Annotated in this window: 17 protein-coding genes; 6 read left to right on the top strand and 11 right to left on the bottom strand. The window is 64.5% G+C overall.

Features of this window, described 5'->3' with window-relative positions; all coding sequences use genetic code 11:
* The coding region (groL, locus tag IVB13_RS31665) for a chaperonin GroEL (protein ID WP_247491239.1) at positions 1-1,154 on the top strand (1,154 nt) is incomplete at its 5' end.
* A 115-nt stretch (positions 1,155-1,269) separates the two neighbouring features.
* Here groL and lepB read toward each other — a convergent pair.
* Positions 1,270-2,016 carry a signal peptidase I gene (gene lepB / locus IVB13_RS31660; protein ID WP_247455028.1) on the bottom strand — a complete coding sequence of 249 codons (747 nt, stop codon included), beginning with the start codon at positions 2,014-2,016 and terminating at the stop codon, positions 1,270-1,272.
* A gap of 109 nt (positions 2,017-2,125) precedes the next feature.
* Positions 2,126-2,959 carry a LysR family transcriptional regulator gene (locus IVB13_RS31655; RefSeq protein ID WP_247491237.1) on the bottom strand — a complete coding sequence of 278 codons (834 nt, stop codon included), beginning with the start codon at positions 2,957-2,959 and terminating at the stop codon, positions 2,126-2,128.
* A gap of 131 nt (positions 2,960-3,090) precedes the next feature.
* Here IVB13_RS31655 and IVB13_RS31650 point away from each other — a divergent pair, with 131 nt between their 5' ends.
* The 3 genes from IVB13_RS31650 (at position 3,091) to IVB13_RS31640 (ending at position 5,806) form a co-directional block, all read left to right on the top strand.
* Positions 3,091-3,684 (top strand): cysteine hydrolase family protein, encoded by a 594-nt coding sequence (locus IVB13_RS31650; RefSeq protein WP_204511618.1) that lies wholly within the window; start codon positions 3,091-3,093, stop codon positions 3,682-3,684.
* A gap of 13 nt (positions 3,685-3,697) precedes the next feature.
* Entirely contained in the window at positions 3,698-4,336 is a 639-nt protein-coding gene (locus IVB13_RS31645; RefSeq protein WP_247491235.1) for a glutathione binding-like protein, read from the top strand.
* A gap of 111 nt (positions 4,337-4,447) precedes the next feature.
* Positions 4,448-5,806 (top strand): caspase family protein, encoded by a 1,359-nt coding sequence (locus IVB13_RS31640; RefSeq protein ID WP_204511619.1) that lies wholly within the window; start codon positions 4,448-4,450, stop codon positions 5,804-5,806.
* Between the two features lie 18 nt (positions 5,807-5,824).
* On the opposite strand, the gene IVB13_RS31635 is transcribed toward IVB13_RS31640, so the two are convergent.
* The 8 genes from IVB13_RS31635 to IVB13_RS31605 all read right to left on the bottom strand — a co-directional run bounded on the left by IVB13_RS31635 (position 5,825) and on the right by IVB13_RS31605 (position 12,757).
* Positions 5,825-7,261, bottom strand: coding sequence for an NAD-dependent succinate-semialdehyde dehydrogenase (locus tag IVB13_RS31635; RefSeq protein ID WP_247455032.1), 1,437 nt, complete (start codon positions 7,259-7,261; stop codon positions 5,825-5,827).
* Positions 7,262-7,291: 30 nt separating this feature from the next.
* Positions 7,292-7,951: an ATP-binding cassette domain-containing protein gene (locus IVB13_RS31630; protein ID WP_247455034.1), complete on the bottom strand. Its 660-nt coding sequence runs from the start codon at positions 7,949-7,951 to the stop codon at positions 7,292-7,294.
* Entirely contained in the window at positions 7,952-8,653 is a 702-nt protein-coding gene (locus IVB13_RS31625) for an ABC transporter ATP-binding protein (RefSeq protein WP_018455615.1), read from the bottom strand.
* On the bottom strand, positions 8,650-9,393 hold the full coding sequence (locus tag IVB13_RS31620; RefSeq protein ID WP_247406962.1) for an ABC transporter ATP-binding protein: 744 nt from the start codon (positions 9,391-9,393) through the stop codon (positions 8,650-8,652). Before IVB13_RS31620 ends, IVB13_RS31625 begins: the two co-directional genes overlap by 4 nt.
* Positions 9,390-10,145, bottom strand: coding sequence for a branched-chain amino acid ABC transporter permease (locus IVB13_RS31615; RefSeq protein ID WP_346732290.1), 756 nt, complete (start codon positions 10,143-10,145; stop codon positions 9,390-9,392). The genes IVB13_RS31620 and IVB13_RS31615 overlap by 4 nt, the downstream gene beginning before the upstream one ends.
* Positions 10,145-10,426: a hypothetical protein gene (locus IVB13_RS40515; RefSeq protein WP_346732289.1), complete on the bottom strand. Its 282-nt coding sequence runs from the start codon at positions 10,424-10,426 to the stop codon at positions 10,145-10,147. Before IVB13_RS40515 ends, IVB13_RS31615 begins: the two co-directional genes overlap by 1 nt.
* Before the next feature lie 11 nt (positions 10,427-10,437).
* Entirely contained in the window at positions 10,438-11,358 is a 921-nt protein-coding gene (locus IVB13_RS31610) for a branched-chain amino acid ABC transporter permease (RefSeq protein ID WP_085351081.1), read from the bottom strand.
* A 106-nt stretch (positions 11,359-11,464) separates the two neighbouring features.
* Positions 11,465-12,757 carry an ABC transporter substrate-binding protein gene (locus IVB13_RS31605; RefSeq protein ID WP_247491233.1) on the bottom strand — a complete coding sequence of 431 codons (1,293 nt, stop codon included), beginning with the start codon at positions 12,755-12,757 and terminating at the stop codon, positions 11,465-11,467.
* A gap of 135 nt (positions 12,758-12,892) precedes the next feature.
* On the opposite strand from IVB13_RS31605, the gene IVB13_RS31600 reads away from it, so the two are divergent.
* On the top strand, positions 12,893-13,726 hold the full coding sequence (locus tag IVB13_RS31600) for a MurR/RpiR family transcriptional regulator (RefSeq protein ID WP_018455610.1): 834 nt from the start codon (positions 12,893-12,895) through the stop codon (positions 13,724-13,726).
* A 22-nt stretch (positions 13,727-13,748) separates the two neighbouring features.
* Positions 13,749-14,573, top strand: a complete 825-nt coding sequence (locus tag IVB13_RS31595) for an SDR family NAD(P)-dependent oxidoreductase (RefSeq protein WP_247368117.1) — start codon at positions 13,749-13,751, stop codon at positions 14,571-14,573.
* A gap of 73 nt (positions 14,574-14,646) precedes the next feature.
* Here IVB13_RS31595 and IVB13_RS31590 read toward each other — a convergent pair whose 3' ends face one another.
* The gene (locus IVB13_RS31590) at positions 14,647-15,720 is read right to left on the bottom strand and encodes a DUF2778 domain-containing protein (protein WP_247368119.1); all 1,074 of its coding nucleotides are present in this window, start codon (positions 15,718-15,720) and stop codon (positions 14,647-14,649) included.
* Positions 15,721-15,764 lie beyond the last annotated feature (44 nt).

Here is a 15,764-nt window from a genome sequence, read left to right as displayed (position 1 = left end):
CCGACGCCATGAAGAAGGTCGGCAACGAGGGTGTCATCACCGTCGAGGAAGCCAAGTCGCTCGAGACCGAGCTCGACGTCGTCGAGGGCATGCAGTTCGACCGCGGCTACATCTCGCCCTACTTCGTCACCAACGCCGACAAGATGCGCGTTGAGATGGACGACGCCTACATCCTCATCAACGAGAAGAAGCTCTCCTCGCTGAACGAGCTGCTGCCGCTGCTCGAGGCCGTGGTGCAGACCGGCAAGCCGCTGGTCATCGTCGCCGAGGACGTCGAAGGCGAAGCGCTTGCCACCCTGGTCGTGAACCGTCTCCGTGGCGGCCTGAAGGTCGCGGCCGTCAAGGCTCCGGGCTTCGGCGATCGCCGCAAGGCCATGCTGCAGGACATCGCGATCCTGACCGGTGGCCAGGCGATCTCGGAAGATCTCGGCATCAAGCTCGAGAACGTCACGCTCAACATGCTCGGTCGCGCCAAGAAGGTGATGATCGACAAGGAGAACACCACGATCGTCAACGGCGCCGGCAAGAAGGCCGACATCGAAGCGCGCGTGTCGCAGATCAAGGCGCAGATCGAGGAAACCACCTCGGACTACGACCGTGAGAAGCTCCAGGAGCGTCTTGCCAAGCTCGCAGGCGGCGTCGCGGTGATCCGCGTCGGCGGCGCGACCGAGGTCGAGGTGAAGGAGCGCAAGGATCGCGTTGATGACGCGATGCATGCGACCCGCGCGGCGGTCGAGGAAGGCATCGTCCCGGGCGGCGGCGTCGCCCTGCTCCGTGCCTCCGAGCAGCTCAAGGGCCTGCGCACCAAGAACGACGACCAGAAGACCGGCGTCGAGATCGTGCGCAAGGCGCTCTCCGCGCCCGCTCGCCAGATCGCGATCAACGCCGGTGAAGATGGCTCCGTGATCGTCGGCAAGGTCCTCGAGAATAAGTCGTACGCCTACGGCTTCGACTCCCAGACCGGCGAATATGTTGACCTCGTCAAGAAGGGCATCATCGACCCGACCAAGGTGGTACGTACCGCGATCCAGAACGCAGCCTCGGTTGCGGCGCTCTTGATCACCACGGAAGCCATGGTCGCCGAGCTGCCCAAGAAGGGCGGCTCCGGTCCGGCGATGCCCCCGGGCGGCGGCATGGGCGGCATGGATTTCTGATCCAGCCATTCCGGCAAACGACAAAATGCGAAACCCCGGCAGCGATGCCGGGGTTTTGTTTTTCTTCGGTGGTCCCATCCCGGAGCAGCGCGGAGCCCGGAATGACAGTGGGGCTTCACCACACCTTCCCCAGCCGCTCCATGTGCGGTTCGCCGTGCTGGTCGAGCGACCAGAATATCCGCTTCACCTTGCCGACCAGATTGTCCATCGGCACGAATCCGATCGACGACATCACGCGGCTGTCACTCGAGTTGTCGCGATTGTCGCCGAGCACGAAGAAATGGCCCGGCGGCACGGTGTAGACGTCGGTGTCGTCGTAGTAGCCGTTGTCGACACAGTCCTGCGTCACGTAGGACGCGCCGTTCGGCAGCGTCTCGCGCCAGCGCTTGGCCTTCGCACCGTCATCCACGCCGCAGGTGGAGCCGGCGAATGCCTGCTTCAGAGCGACGCGCGTCACCGGGCGGTCATTGAGGATGAGTTGGCCCTGCCGCATCTGGATGCGATCACCGGGCAGCCCGACCACGCGCTTGACATAGTCGACCGCGGTGTCCTTTGGCGTCCGGAACACGACGACGTCACCATACTCGGGATCGGTGGCCCGGAAACGCCCGGAGATCCACGACGGCGCGAAGGGAAACGAATAACGGCCATAGCCATAGGCATATTTTGCAGCAAAGACGTAGTCGTCGACGACCAGCGTCGGCGTCATCGAGGCGGACGGGATGTTGAACGGCTGAAACAGGAAGATGCGAAACAGGAACGGCGGCGACCACAGCACCGGAATCAGGAGGATCAGGATGACGATCGCCTTCCATTCCCGCGCTTTGGCCTGCGGGTGGATGGTTTCCTGAAGAGTGGTCATGCGCCTGCCCTGATCAAGCCCGTAGTCGTCGCGAGATTACGCAACCCTCGCGCGTACGCTATCCCATAACTTGGTCGCGCCGCGCGCGGATCGCGTTCACGGGTCGCAATCAACCGCGCGCGAGATCGCTGAAGCAGCGGCGGATCCATTCGATGGTGAGCCGCGTCGCCGGATCGCGCTTGAGATGGTTCTGCACCAGCAGCCAGACGTCGCGGCGCCCAGGCAGCAGCGTGGCGCGCAGGCGGCGATCGCCGAGTAAGTCCGCGCAGACATGCTCCGGCAACACGCCGGCGGCCTGATGCGCGCGGATCAGGTTACGGATGACGCGAACGTTGTCGGTAACGCAGCGCGCGTGGGCTTGCTTCATACGCAGGAATTGCATCTCGGGAATGGCACCGAGTTCGTCCGGATAGGCGCACAGCACCGGCTCGCCTTCGGTCGTGACAGGCTCAAAATAATAGAGCTTGACGTCACCGAGCCTGGAGATCGCGAAGTCGCCCTTGTCGGGCTTGCGCAGCCGGATAGCGAGATCGGCTTCCCAGCGCGAGAACTTGACGTTCTCGCTCGAGGTGAGGAATTGCAGCGTCAGGCCGGAATTGGCGCGCAGGAAGTCGCTCGCGCGCGGCGACAGAACCTCCTCGGCAACCGTGTTGGTGGAGGCGATACGCAGGCGTCCCACCGGGCCTGCAAGAGTCTCGCCGACGCGACCGATCTCGGCGGCATGTGCGGCCATCGCCTCGACATGCGCCAGCACCGCCTCGCAACTCCGCGTCGGCCGGCGCTGGCCGTCCACCGCATCGAACAGCGGCACGCCGAGATCGCGCTGGATGCGCGCGAGCCTGCGGCCGACGGTGGTCTCGTCGATGCGCAGCCGCGCGCTGGCGCCGGCATAGGTGCCCTCGTCCCTGACCGCGGCGATGATGCGCAGATCGTCCCAGTTCATGGCGATGAGCCTAGCAGGCCCGACGGGCTCCTGCAAATTTGCAGCCATATGCTGCAATAGTCCTGCACATTGGCAGGCCGCCGCCGCGCTACTGTGGCGCCTCCGATATGCCTTAGGAAGGCCCGACCCGCATGACCGCCCCAAAAACCTTGCTTGAATTGTCCGGCGCCGATCTCACTCCGCCCAGGCTCGCCGATTCCTGCCTCGTGCTAATCGACATCCAGAACGAATATTGCGCCGGGCCGCTCGCCTTGCCGGACGCGGAGCCCGCAATCGCCGCCGCCGCGCGCCTGCTCGCCCGCGCGAGGGCGAGCGGCGCTGCGATCTTCCATATCGCGCACAAGGGACGTGCCGGCAGCCTGTTCGACCGCGAGGCCGCGCGCGGCGCGATCGTCAGGAACGTGGCGCCGCTCGCCAGCGAAGCCGTGATCGAAAAAGCGCTGCCGAACGCTTTTGCCGGCACCGACCTGCAAGTCCGGCTGGCCGCAACCGGACGCACGAACATCGTGCTGGCCGGTTTCATGACCCATATGTGCATCAGCTCGACCGCCCGCGCCGCGCTCGACCTCGGCCTGCGCACGACGATCGCAGCCGATGCCTGCGCCACACGCGATCTTCCCGACGGCCGCGGCGGAGCGCTCTCCGCAAGGATCATCCACGAGGTCGCCCTGGCCGAATTGTCGGACCGGTTTGCGATCATCGCACAAACCGAGACGTTGACCTGAAGGAGCGTAGGCGATGCTGCAACTCTATTTCTCACCGATGGCCTGCTCGCTTGCGAGCCGCATCGCGCTGATGGAAGCGGGCATCGAGGCCCGCTATCATCCGGTCCATCTCCAGACCAAGCAGGTCGTGGACGACGGCAGCGATTTCCTCGGCGTTTCCCCAAAGGGCGCGGTGCCGGTCCTGGTGCTGGAGAATGGCGAACGGCTGACCGAAAGCGCCGCGGTGCTGCAATACATCGCCGACCTAAAGCCGCAGGCGGGCCTTGCTCCCGCCTTCGGAAATCCCGACCGGTATCGGCTCCAGGAATGGCTCAGTTTCGTCGGGGCCGAGATCCACAAGGCGTTCCTGTTTCCAACCTTCTGGTACAAGGACGACGCCTCGCTCGCCAAGCCGCGTGCAAGGATAGCGCAGACATTATCGATGCCTGCCGCGCATCTGACGGACCGCGAATTCCTCGTCGGCGACAGCTTCACCGTCGCGGATGCCCATCTCACCTGGGCTTTGCTGTTGCTCCGTCCCGCGGGAATCGACGTCGCGCAATGGACATCGTTGTCGGCCTATCTCGCGCGCATGCAGGCGCGACCGGCCGTGCGGGACGCGATTGCGACCGAAATGGCCGTCCGCAAGACGTTGGCGGCGAGCCCGGCGTGACAGGATGTCACGGCCGGGAAATCTGAGCGGTGCTCCGGCAGGGCATTGATGTCGGCGCGGCATGCGCTAATCTGGAGGGATATTTTTCGACATTTCCTTTGGAAGGCATTCATGCGTGCTCTTTCCAGATTTTGCCCGGCCGGACTTTGCCTTGCCCTCCTGGCCTGCTGGCTTTCCGTTGCGCCGGCATCGGCGGAAACCCGCGTCGCCCTGGTGATCGGCAATGGCGCCTATGCCAGTACGGCGCAGCTTCCCAACCCGTCGCACGATGCCGAAGACGTCGCCGCCTCGCTCAAGCGCAGCGGCTTCGAGGTGCTCCAGGGCATCGACCTGCGCCAGGCTGACATGCAGGACCTCACCATCCGCTTCGCGCGCGCCGCGAGCAAAGCCGACGTCGCCATGTTCTACTACAGCGGCCATGCGATGCAGTACAACGGCGTGAACTATCTGATGCCTGTCGATGCCGTGCTGAGCGACGAAGCCGATTTGAAGCGCTTCGTGCGGGTGGACGACATCGTGAACGACCTGCAGCAGGCCAAGAACCTGCGCATCCTCATCCTCGATTCCTGCCGCGACAATCCGCTGGCCGAAACCTTGAAACGCTCCGCCGGCATGACGCGCGGCGCCTCGATCGGGCGGGGCCTGTCGAAAGTCGAAGCACCGCGCGGCACGATCGTGTCGTTCTCAACCCAGTCCGGGCAGACGGCGGCCGATGGCAGCGGCCGCAACAGCCCCTATACGACGGCGTTCCTGAAGCACATCGAGGAGCCGCAGGAGATCGGCGAAGTCTTTCGCGACATCAGCAGCGACGTCTACGATTCCAGCGGCAAGACCCAACTCCCGGAGCTGTCGCTGTCGATCATCGGCAAGTTCTACCTGAACGGACCGGTGTCGGTCACGGTGGCGCCGGCGGCGCCACAAGCCGCGCCCCGGGCTGACCCTTGCGCAGCAGCAGAAGCACACTGGAAGGCTGCCGACGGCATCGGCACGCTGGGCGCTTTCGAGGATCACCTCGCGAGATTCCCGAATTGCATCTTCGCCACGCTCGCCAAAGCTCGGATCGAGGGACTGAAGCAGAAGGTGGCGCTCGCGCCGTCAGGCAACGGCCGGAGCGGCGGAAGCAAGGATTTTGACGGCAGCTGGGACGTGACGTTGAACTGCTTGGCCACCGGCAAGGCGCAGGGCTTCACCAGACCTCTGGTCGCCACCGTCACGAACGGCGTGCTTCATGCCGAGGCGCAGGGTCCGGGCAACAACATCAACCGGCTCGAGATCGACGGCCAGATCCCGGCGGACGGCAAGACCACCTTGAGCGCGCGCGGCACGACGGGAGCGAGCGCGTACACGCTGAACAATCTCGCGCCCGGCTCGCCCTACGCCTTTACGGTCGATGCGCAGTTCGATCGCACCCGCGGCACCGGCAAGCGCAACGAGGCGCGGGCCTGCAATCTGGTTTTCGTCAAACGCTAGCTGCGCATCCCCGGCCGGTCACACGCCCGTCTGGCTGATGAACTTGGTGTTGAAATAACCCTCCATCGCCTCGGTGCCGCCCTCCGAGCCGTAGCCGGAATCCTTGATGCCGCCGAACGGCACTTCGGGCAGCGCCAGACCAAAACTGTTGATCGCCATCATGCCGGCTTCGACGGCCGAACCGATCGCGGCCGCCGTCTTGGCCGAGCTTGTGAAGGCGTAGGACGCCAGCCCGAACGGCAAGCGGTTGGCCTCCTCGACAACTTCGTCGAAGGATGAGAAGCGCGAAATCAGCGCGAGCGGGCCGAACGGCTCCTCGTTCATGGCGCGCGCATCCTTCGGCACGTCGCTCACCACGGTCGGCTCGAAGAAATGGCCCTTGTTGCCGACGCGTTTACCGCCGGTCTCGAGCTTTGCCCCTTTGCCGACGGCATCCTGCACCATGCCTTCGATGGCGGTGACGCGGCGCGGATTGGCAAGCGAGCCCATTTTGGAGTCGGGATCAAGGCCGTTGCCGACCTTGAAGGCCTTGGCGCTGTCGACAAAGGTGTCGACGAATTCACGGAACACGTCATCCTGGACCAGCATCCGCGTCGGCGAGATGCACACCTGCCCGGCATTGCGATATTTTGCCGTCGCCAGAATTTTCGCGGCCGATGCGACGTCGGCGTCCTTGAAAACGATCGCCGGCGCATGACCGCCGAGCTCCATGGTGGCACGCTTCATGTGCAGGCCCGCGAGCGCATTGAGCTGCTTGCCGACATGGGTCGAGCCCGTGAACGAGATCTTGCGGATCACCGGATGCGGAATGAGATATTCGGAGATCTCGGCAGGAATACCGTAGACCAGGTTGATGACGCCATCGGGCACGCCAGCGTCCGTAAACGCGCGGATCAGCTGTGCGGGCGAGGCCGGCGTCTCCTCCGGGGCCTTGACGATGATCGAGCAGCCGGCGCCGAGTGCGGCGGAGAGCTTGCGCACGACCTGGTTGATCGGAAAGTTCCAAGGCGTGAACGCCGCAACCGGGCCGACGGGCTCCTTGATCGCGAGCTGGTAGATGCCCGGGCCGCGCGCGGGGATCAGGCGGCCATAGGCGCGTTTGGCTTCCTCCGCAAACCACTCGATCACGTCGGCGGCGGCCATCGCCTCCATCTTGGCCTCGCCGAGCGTCTTGCCCTGCTCCATCGTGAGCAGCGGCGCGATCTCGTCATTGCGCTCGCGCATGATCGCGGCGGCCTTGCGCATGATGCGGCAGCGCTCGAAGGGAGCAACGTTTCGCCAGATCCTGAAGCCGGCGCTGGCTGCGGCGAGTGCCTCGTCGAGGTCGGACCGTCCGGCATGGGCGACGGTGCCGATCACCTCTTCAGTCGCGGGATTGCGGACCTCGATCACCTTGCCCGAATGGGCCGGTCGCCATTTGCCGCCAATGAAAAGCTGGGTGTTCGAATAGGCCAACGGATTCTCCTGTGGTCGCTTTTTTCTGCGTTAGGTCGGGATGGGAATAGCTCGGTCACAAATCGCGTCCGCCGCCTTTGTCATCTCCGGCCCCAGATAGGAGCGGAAGCGTGGCTCGGCGACCAGAGCGCCGAAATCGGCCATGCGTGTCACCCCACCGCCGGCCACAAAGAGGAATCGCCCGGCGATCTCGGCAAGGATGTCGAGGTGCCAGGCCGCCGTCGGATGCATGCAGAGCACGACCAGCCGCCCCTCGTCGCGCAGCTTGCGGAAGAAATCGAGCATGAAGCCGATATAGCCATCCTGCAGGTTGAACTGCGGTTCGTCGAACAGGTGAACCAGCGGCGTCCGGGTTGGCGACGGCGCCAGGAAGGCGGACGGAATGCGCTTCCGGAAGCGCCTAACCTGATAGGATTGGTGATAGTGGATCGCGAGCCGGTCGCGCTCGCGATATTTGACACCATGGATATCGGTGCCCGCGACCAGCACGCGCCCGGAGGTCGGGGCGTTCGAGCCCGTCATCATCTCGAACAAGGTCGTCTTGCCGGCGCCATTCGGGCCGACGACACCAACGATATCAGGTTCGTCCAGCGACAGGTTTGCCTGTAACGTGAATGTCGGTCGGCGGATCACGCGGCCCCGTGTATAGACCTTTCGAACGTCGTCGAGAACGAGCAGCGGTGCGGCCACTTATTGTACTCCCAGCAAGCACTGACGAAGCCCGCGGTCATCGCGCAAGGCCGCGGCCTCCCCGGTCCAGACGATCCGGCCGCGATCGATCACCGCGGCATGGTCTGCGACCGCCAGCGCGATCTCGGCGTTCTGCTCCACGACCAGCGAGGCAATGCCCTCGTCCTTCATGCGCAAGATCGTCGCGAGCACGTCGCCGACGATTTTCGGCGCCAATCCCTGACTCGGCTCGTCGAACAGCACCAATCCCGGCGAGCCGACCAGCGCGCGGGCGATCGCCACCATCTGCATTTCGCCGCCCGACAGGTTTTCGCAGTCGCGCTCCATGAGATATTCGAGCGGTGAGAAGATCGCAGCGGCCTCCTTGACGCTCCAGTGGCGAAAGCGCGTGCGCTTTTGCGCGATCGACAGGTTGCGCGCAACCGTCAATGTCGGACACAGCCGGCGGTCGTCGGGTACCCAGCCGATGCCGGCGCGCGCAATCTCGTGGGTCGGATCGCGCGTGACGTCGTGACCGTCGAAACAAACGGAGCCGCGGCGCGGACGCGTCAGCCCCAGAATCGAGCGGAGCATGGTCGTCTTGCCGGCGCCGTTAGGGCCGAGCAGCGCAAACACCTTGGCGTGCTCGATGGCAAGCGAGGCGCCGAACAGCGCCTGGGTCTCGCCGTAAAAGGTATCGACCGCGTCCACTTCGAGGATCATGCGAACTTCCCGAGATTGGAGCGCCGCACCCATTCGTTCTGCTGCAGTTCGTGTGGCGTTCCGCGCGCCACCACCTGGCCCCAATGGATGACCGAGATCCGGTCAGCCAACGAGAACAGGAACTCCATATCGTGCTCGATCGCGACGATGGTCAGCCGCCCCTTCAGGCGAGCAATCAGGGCTGCGAGCCGGTGCACCCCGTCGGAGCCGAGGCCGGAGGTCGGCTCGTCCAGGCACAGCACCCGGGGCGCCTGCGCCAGGGCGACCGCGATCTCCAGCGCGCGCCGGTCGCCATAGGACAGGTCCTTGGCGCGGATGTCGCCTTTGTCGGCAAGCCCGACTGCCGCCAGCGATTCAGAGGCCTTCGCGGCAAGCCGGCTGTCGCCCGCCGCTGCGCGCGCGACATCGTGGCCACGGGCGCGAAACTCGGGCAAGCCCATCATGACGTTGTCACGCGCGGAGAATTCGTCGAACAGTGTCATGATCTGAAACGAGCGGGCGATGCCCTTGGCGGCGATGCGGTGCGGGCTGAGGCCCGTGACATCCTCGCCGGCGAGCAGGACTCGACCACGATTCGGTTTCACCCGGCCGGTGAGGACATTGAAGAACGTGGTTTTGCCGGCACCGTTCGGGCCCATCACACCGTGAAACTCGCCCTCCGCAACCGCGAGATCGACGCTCTCCAGCACCACGCGGTCGCCGAAGCGGACATGAACGGCCGCGGCTTCGATCATGTTCATCGCCCGCTCCCGAACAGCAGCCGCATCGCCGAGGTACCGCGCTGCCGTAAGCCGCCGAGTGAGTGCTGCTGCAGGGCAGCGGATATCGCGCCGGCAATGCCTTCGGGGCGAAACAGCACGATGGCGATGAACAGCAGACCAAAATAGAGCATCCAGGCATTGGTCAGCGCACCGATCACGTCTCGGGCGGTGAGGAAGAGAAATACGCCAATCACCGGGCCCCAGAAGCTGACGAGGCCACCGCCGACGAGCGTCATCATCACGACGTAGCCGGATTGATGCAGGCTCATGACGTCGGGGAATGCGGCGAGCTGCGCCATGGCGAACAATCCGCCGGCAAACCCCGAGACGGCGGCCGACAGCGCAAAGATCGCGACTTTGTAGAGCCACACATTATAGCCGAGATGGCTCGCGCGAACTTCGCTCTGCCTGATCGCAGCGACCACGCGGCCATAGGGCGAGTGCACCAGCCTCCACAATGCGGCGGTGCCGACCGCAAAGACGGCGAGCACGAAATAGTAGAACGCGACATTGTCGGTGAGATCGAACGACACAAGCCCGAAATCGGCCGGCAACCGTTTGATCTTGAGAAGGCCGTCTTCGCCGCCGGTGATCCGGTGCGATTTGATCGCCAACGTCCAGAAGATCTGGCCGAAGGCAATCGTCATGAAGGCATAATAGATGCCGCGCCTGTGCGAGATGAACAGCGCCACCAGCACGCCGGCGAGACCTGCCGCCGCGGCCGCGGCAATCAGGCATATCCAGAGATTGGCGAGGATTCGAACTGACAGAGACCGAACGCGTAGGCGCCGATGCCGAAATAGGCACCATGACCGAACGACGGAAGTCCGGCGGTGCCCAGCACCAGGTTGAATGCGAGCGCATAGAGCGACCAGATCAGGATCTCGATCCCGAGATAGGGATAGAGCCCGATCCGCGTGATCCAGAGCGGCACCGTTGCAAGCACGAGCCAGAGCACCAGCATCGTCGGCGTCACGAGGCGCGCAGCGTCCGGTGAAGATTTTGGTCCCACAATCATTCCCTTTAGGCCTCGAGCACGCTTTTTTTGCCCCAGAGGCCGCGCGCGCGGAACGTCACGACGGCCACGAGCAAGATGTACATCGACAACAGCGACCATTCGGACGCGTAGGCGCCGGCAAGGCCGACACACAGTCCGACCAAAAGACCCGCCACGACCGCACCCCAAAAGCTGCCGACGCCCCCGAGCACGATCACCAGGAACGCAGGAATGACCGCATCGACGCCCATATGCGGGCGAATGCCCCAGATCGGCGCGACGATGATGCCCGCGATCGCGGCCAGCATCGTGCCGAACACGAAGACCAGCATCCGCAACCGCGACAGGTTGATGCCGAGCGCGCGAACGATCTCGCTGTCATGCGCGCCGGCCTTGACCGTCGCACCGAACGAGGTCTTTTCGATCAACAGCCAGACCAGGCCGATGACCCCGGCCGCGATGCCCGCTGCGTAGAAGCGATAGGTCGACCAGATCAGGTCGCCGAACAGGAAGCCGCCGTTGATGGCGGACGGCACCTGCAGCACGTAGTCGCGCGTGCCCCACACCAGGCGGATCATCTCTTCGATCACCATCGCGGCGCCGAAGGTCAGGAGCAGCCCGTAGAGCGGATCCTTGCCGTAAGTGCGCCGCATGCAGAGCTCGATCAGCATGCCGACCAGACTCACGATCACGGGAGCAATGATCAACGTCGCCGCATAGCGCCAGCCGAGCGGCAGCGCGAGCCACGCTTTCGCAAGTTCCATCGGCAATGGAGGGCGCGGCCCCGTGAGCTGCATGGCGACATAAGCCCCGAGCGCGAACAGGGAGCCGTGCGCGAGGTTGATCTGCTCCATCAGCCCGACGATGAGCATGAAGCCGAGTGCGATCAGCGCGAACAACAGGCCGAGCGTCAGGCCGTTGAGGAGATGCGGAAGAAGGTCGAACAAGGTTTTTGGCTCTCGCAACTGGCATGTGTCATCCGGGAGGCTGACGGTCCCGGAGGCGCGGCGCGCGAGATGCGCGCCGCTCGTTCTGCGATGTGACGCACCGTCTCTAGGAGTCGACGGTCGGCACCTGCTCGTAGGGGGTGAGCTTGCACTTGCCGGGTGCCGCATCATCGGCGGCCGATTTCGGCTCCGTCCAGCTGATGATCTCGAACAGATCGGTATTGTCGACCGGCTTGGCGTTGCGCCGCGCCAGATAGATCGTCTGCTGCATCTGGTGCGTCATCGGATCCATGTAGGCGTCGAAATGCTGCATGCGATCGGTCGCCGAGACCTTCAGGTTCTCGAGCTCCTTGATGATCTTGACGTTGTTGGTCGACCCTGCCCGCTCGATTGCACGCAGCAGTTCGCGCGTGGACATGTAGCCGTTGTAGGAGACGTTGCCCGGCACCGGGATCGGGCCGTCCTTGTTGGCGGCCTGCCACTTCTTGACGAATTCGGCGACACCTGGCAGCGGCAGCTTGTGATACCAGGTGGTGCCGAACACGCCGAACAGGCTGTCGGGCGCGCCCCACACATCGGGCCAGTCCTGCTGGTTGTTGATCCAGGCCGGCTTGCCGTCGAGCTTGAGCTGCGCCACCTGCTCGCGCAATGCCTTGATATCGTCGCCGCCAACTGCGGTCGCCACAACATCGGGCTTGGCCTGCTGGATCTTCAGCAGATAGGCAGTAAAGTCGCGCGTGTTCTGCGGCACCAGCAGATTGTCGAGGATCTTGCCACCGGCGCTCTCGACCTGCGTCCTGGTCGCGGCAGACGTCGTGTGACCCCAGACATAGTCGTTGGTCAGCAGCATCCAGTTCTTGCCGATGGAGTCCACCGCGTTCTTGACCGACGCCTTGGAAAAATTGGTGCCGTTGCCGTCCCATACGAATTTCACGCGCGAGCAGTTCTCCCCGGCTTCGCTGGGCGCGGAGGAATTGGTGTTCATGTAGATCACACCATATTTGCTAGCGACCTCTGTGATGGCGTTGGCGACGCCCGAATGCAGCGCGCCGATCAGGATGGTGCAGTCCTCGCGGGTGATGAAACGTTCCGCGACGCGGCTGCCCGTAGCTGGCGTCGTCTCGGTGTCCGCCGTGATGAACGTGACCTGGCGCCCGAGTACGCCCCCTTTGGCGTTGATCTCGTCGATCGCCATCTTGATGCCGCGGAAATCATCCTGGCCGCTGTTGCCGTATTGACCGCTGGCATCGCAGGTCAGGCCCAGCTTGATCGGTTTCGCGCCTTGCGCCCAGGCATGATTCTCCCGCCACGGCCCAAAGAAGCTTCCGGTGCCGCCGATGACACTCGCCATCAAGCCGCCCTTCAGAACGCTTCGCCGTGAGATCTGACGCCCTCTCATCGTGTCCTCCCGTTTCCGAAGTCTTTTGCTTCTTGTGGGATTAGAATATTCATTCCATATGTTATGTAAAGTAGAATATTTGATCCAAATGGTGAAATGCCGTTAAACAGGCGGCCGATCCGGAGATCCGACTCGATGAACAAGGCGGCTGGCGCCATGACTTATGACGAACTGCGCGGCGCGATCGCGCAGCGGCACCGGGCACTGTCCGGCCGGTTACAGCAGATCGCGGAGTTCGTGCTCGATCACCCGACTGATGTCGCACTCGGCACCGTGGCGGAGGTGGCGCAGCGCTCAGGGGTGCCGCCGTCGGCGATCGTTCGCTTCGCGCATGCGCTCGGGTTCGGCGGCTTCACCGAGATGCAGCAGGTGTTCCGCTCCCGTCTCGTCGCCGGCGTCGCGCCAAGCTACAAGGCGCGCCTCGCCCGCATGAAGAGCCAGGAGAAGTCAGTGCTCGGCCGCCAGCCGGCCGCGGTCTTGTCGCGTTTCGTGTCCGAAGCGCAATCATCGCTGGTCACGCTCAGCCAATCCGTCCATGCGCGCGAACTCGACGCCGCAACCGCGATCCTTGCCAAGGCACGTGACATCTATCTGCTCGGCCTGGGCGGCTCGTTCCCGGTTGCGATCCACCTCGCCTACGTGCTGCGCAAGCTCGGACGGCGCGTCGTCCTGCTCGACGGCCTTGGCGGCAGCATCCACGAGCAGTCGCACGCGGCGACATCAGACGACGCGCTGGTCGCGATCAGCTTCCGAAATTACTATCCGGATACGGCGCGCTTGTTTCCCGAACTCGTCGCGCGGGGCGTGCCCACGATTTCCATCACCGACAGCCTTTTGAGCCCGATCGTCGAGGGCGCGAGCGTCGTGTTCGAGATCCAGGACATGCCTGAGCCCGCGCTGCGTACGCTTGTCGCACCGATGTGCCTCGTGCAGGCGTTGGCGATCGGCCTCGACCTCGCCGCAGACTGACATTCACAACAGGAACAAGATCATGACATCGCATGACACCAACAAGCTTCTGGCAGGCAAAGTTGCACTGGTGACCGGCGCGGGGCGCGGGCTCGGCCGCGCTTTTGCAGAGAAGCTTGCCGCGCTCGGCGCTGACGTCGCCATCCACGGCATGCGCGAGAACGGGCCGGCCGAGTATGGCGAGGGCACCACCCTCACCGCGGTCGCCGTCGAGATCGGCCGCGAATTCGGCGTTCGCAGCCAGCGCGTGCTCGGCGATCTCACCAAGGGCGAGGACATCGCACGCGTCATCGCGGAGACCGAAGCGGCACTCGGCCCGATCGACATTCTCGTGCACAATGCCGGGGGCGATATCGCGGCCGGCGGCGGCAAGCCCGATCCGAACGATGCGGTGAATATCAAGGAGGCCGACGTGCGCGCGGTGCTGGAGCGCAATCTGCTCTCCACCATCCTGACATGCCAGGCGGTCGCGCGCGGCATGATGGAGCGCCGACGCGGCCGCATCGTGACGCTTGGCTCCGTCGCCGCTTTCAAGGGACGTACCCAAGGCTCGATCTATGCGGTCTCGAAGGCCGGCGTGGCCCATTACACGCGATGCCTGGCCGACCAACTCCGCCCCTACGACGTCGCCGTCAACTGCATCGCGCCCGGAGATACCCGCACCGGCCGCTTCCTCGGAACGCGTGCAGTCGACCCCGACAGAATGGTCGAGACCGGCACGCTCGACCGGATCGCAACCGTCGACGAGGTCGCGCGCGTTGTCGAATTCTTCGCAGGGCCCATGGGCGCCTTCGTTTCCGGTCAGGTGCTGCGGATCGACGGCGGCGGGCAGTGCTGGCCGGGCTAAAACGCACGCGCGAAGCGAAACAGAAAAGGGCCGCTGCAAGCGGCCCTTTTGCGTGATCTCGAATTGACTGAGCCTAGTCCACGCGCGCCAGCACCGCGAGCTTGCGGATGCCCTTGTTGCGGTAGGCGTCGAGGAACGCGTAATAATCCTTGAACGACACGCAGCCGTTGGAATCGCCGTTGGGCCCGAGCATGAAGGTATGCGCGAGCAGGCCGTCGCGGCCGTAGATCGCGCTCTCACCGCCAATCGGGGTCAGGCGCAGCGCAGGCACGCCGTGAAACAGCGCCTCGCGCGGTTTCAGCGTGTAGATATGCGGCGGCGTCACACCGCGCATGCGGACGCGCGAGGAGCGCGGGTCGTCGAGGTTGGAACCGAGGCCGGAATGCGCCTCGAGCTTGGTGCCGTCGGGCAAGTAAACCGTTTTAGCGGAGATGTCGTAGACCGCGGTGTCACGCTCATAGGGCGCCGAACCGCCGAGCATGGGGTTCTGCTCCCTCGGCGCGATGGAGGCGGTCACGCTGGCGTCGGCCGAGGCATAGGCGAGCAGCCCACCGGACGGCTCGCGCTTGCCCCAGAGCTTTTCCACCATCGACTGGCGCGGTCCGGTAATCGACATCACCGCAGCCTTGGCGCGATCGGCAATCGATTTTGGCTTCGCCTCAGGCGCCGGCACGATCTCGGCCGGATCTGCCGAGGCAAGCTGCAGCGGCGCGTCAGCGCCGCGCTTGGACTTCGCAGCGTCAGCGATCTTGGCGGGACCTGGCTTCAGGACTTCCGCGACCCTCGCGATCACGCTCGGCTTCGGCGCGTCCTTGGCTTCGGCGACCTTGGTTGCGGGCGCGGCGCTGGCCGCATTCGATGTCACGCCTTGGGTCGCAGCCGCGGCAAAGCGATCGTTGAACATCTCGCGCGAGATCGGCGCTGCCACCTGCAAGCGGTCGGGCAAGAGCGCAAAGGCCTCCTTGACGGCCTCACCGGCCTCGCGCAGCGCGACCCTGGGCGCCCGCTTGATCACGGGCTCGTCGTAGCCGCTGCTGCCGACGGTCGGATAGACGCTGGCGGCAAAGATGTTGCTGTAGATGGTCCAGCCGGCGCCAAGCACGACGCAGCCGATCACGGCGGCGCCAAGCACGTTTTGGGTGGTCATTTTCCGGGAAGGCTTCCGATAGGAATTGCTCGAGAATCCTTTGG

Source organism: Bradyrhizobium sp. 17 (genome assembly GCF_023073515.1).
Lineage (GTDB): Bacteria > Pseudomonadota > Alphaproteobacteria > Rhizobiales > Xanthobacteraceae > Bradyrhizobium > Bradyrhizobium canariense_D.
Note: the sequence above shows the minus strand (reverse complement) of the source record. Positions and strands in the feature narration are given on the sequence as shown.

Bases quoted from the DNA above. Each gene is read 5' to 3' on its own strand.
- lepB (WP_247455028.1), bottom strand. From the start codon at position 2,016: ATGACCACTCTTCAGGAAACCATCCACCCGCAGGCCAAAGCGCGGGAA.
- IVB13_RS31655 (WP_247491237.1), bottom strand. From the start codon at position 2,959: ATGAACTGGGACGATCTGCGCATCATCGCCGCGGTCAGGGACGAGGGC.
- IVB13_RS31650 (WP_204511618.1), top strand. From the start codon at position 3,091: ATGACCGCCCCAAAAACCTTGCTTGAATTGTCCGGCGCCGATCTCACT.
- IVB13_RS31645 (WP_247491235.1), top strand. From the start codon at position 3,698: ATGCTGCAACTCTATTTCTCACCGATGGCCTGCTCGCTTGCGAGCCGC.
- IVB13_RS31640 (WP_204511619.1), top strand. From the start codon at position 4,448: ATGCGTGCTCTTTCCAGATTTTGCCCGGCCGGACTTTGCCTTGCCCTC.
- IVB13_RS31625 (WP_018455615.1), bottom strand. From the start codon at position 8,653: ATGATCCTCGAAGTGGACGCGGTCGATACCTTTTACGGCGAGACCCAG.
- IVB13_RS31620 (WP_247406962.1), bottom strand. From the start codon at position 9,393: ATGAACATGATCGAAGCCGCGGCCGTTCATGTCCGCTTCGGCGACCGC.
- IVB13_RS31605 (WP_247491233.1), bottom strand. From the start codon at position 12,757: ATGAGAGGGCGTCAGATCTCACGGCGAAGCGTTCTGAAGGGCGGCTTG.
- IVB13_RS31600 (WP_018455610.1), top strand. From the start codon at position 12,893: ATGAACAAGGCGGCTGGCGCCATGACTTATGACGAACTGCGCGGCGCG.
- IVB13_RS31595 (WP_247368117.1), top strand. From the start codon at position 13,749: ATGACATCGCATGACACCAACAAGCTTCTGGCAGGCAAAGTTGCACTG.
- IVB13_RS31590 (WP_247368119.1), bottom strand. From the start codon at position 15,720: ATGACCACCCAAAACGTGCTTGGCGCCGCCGTGATCGGCTGCGTCGTG.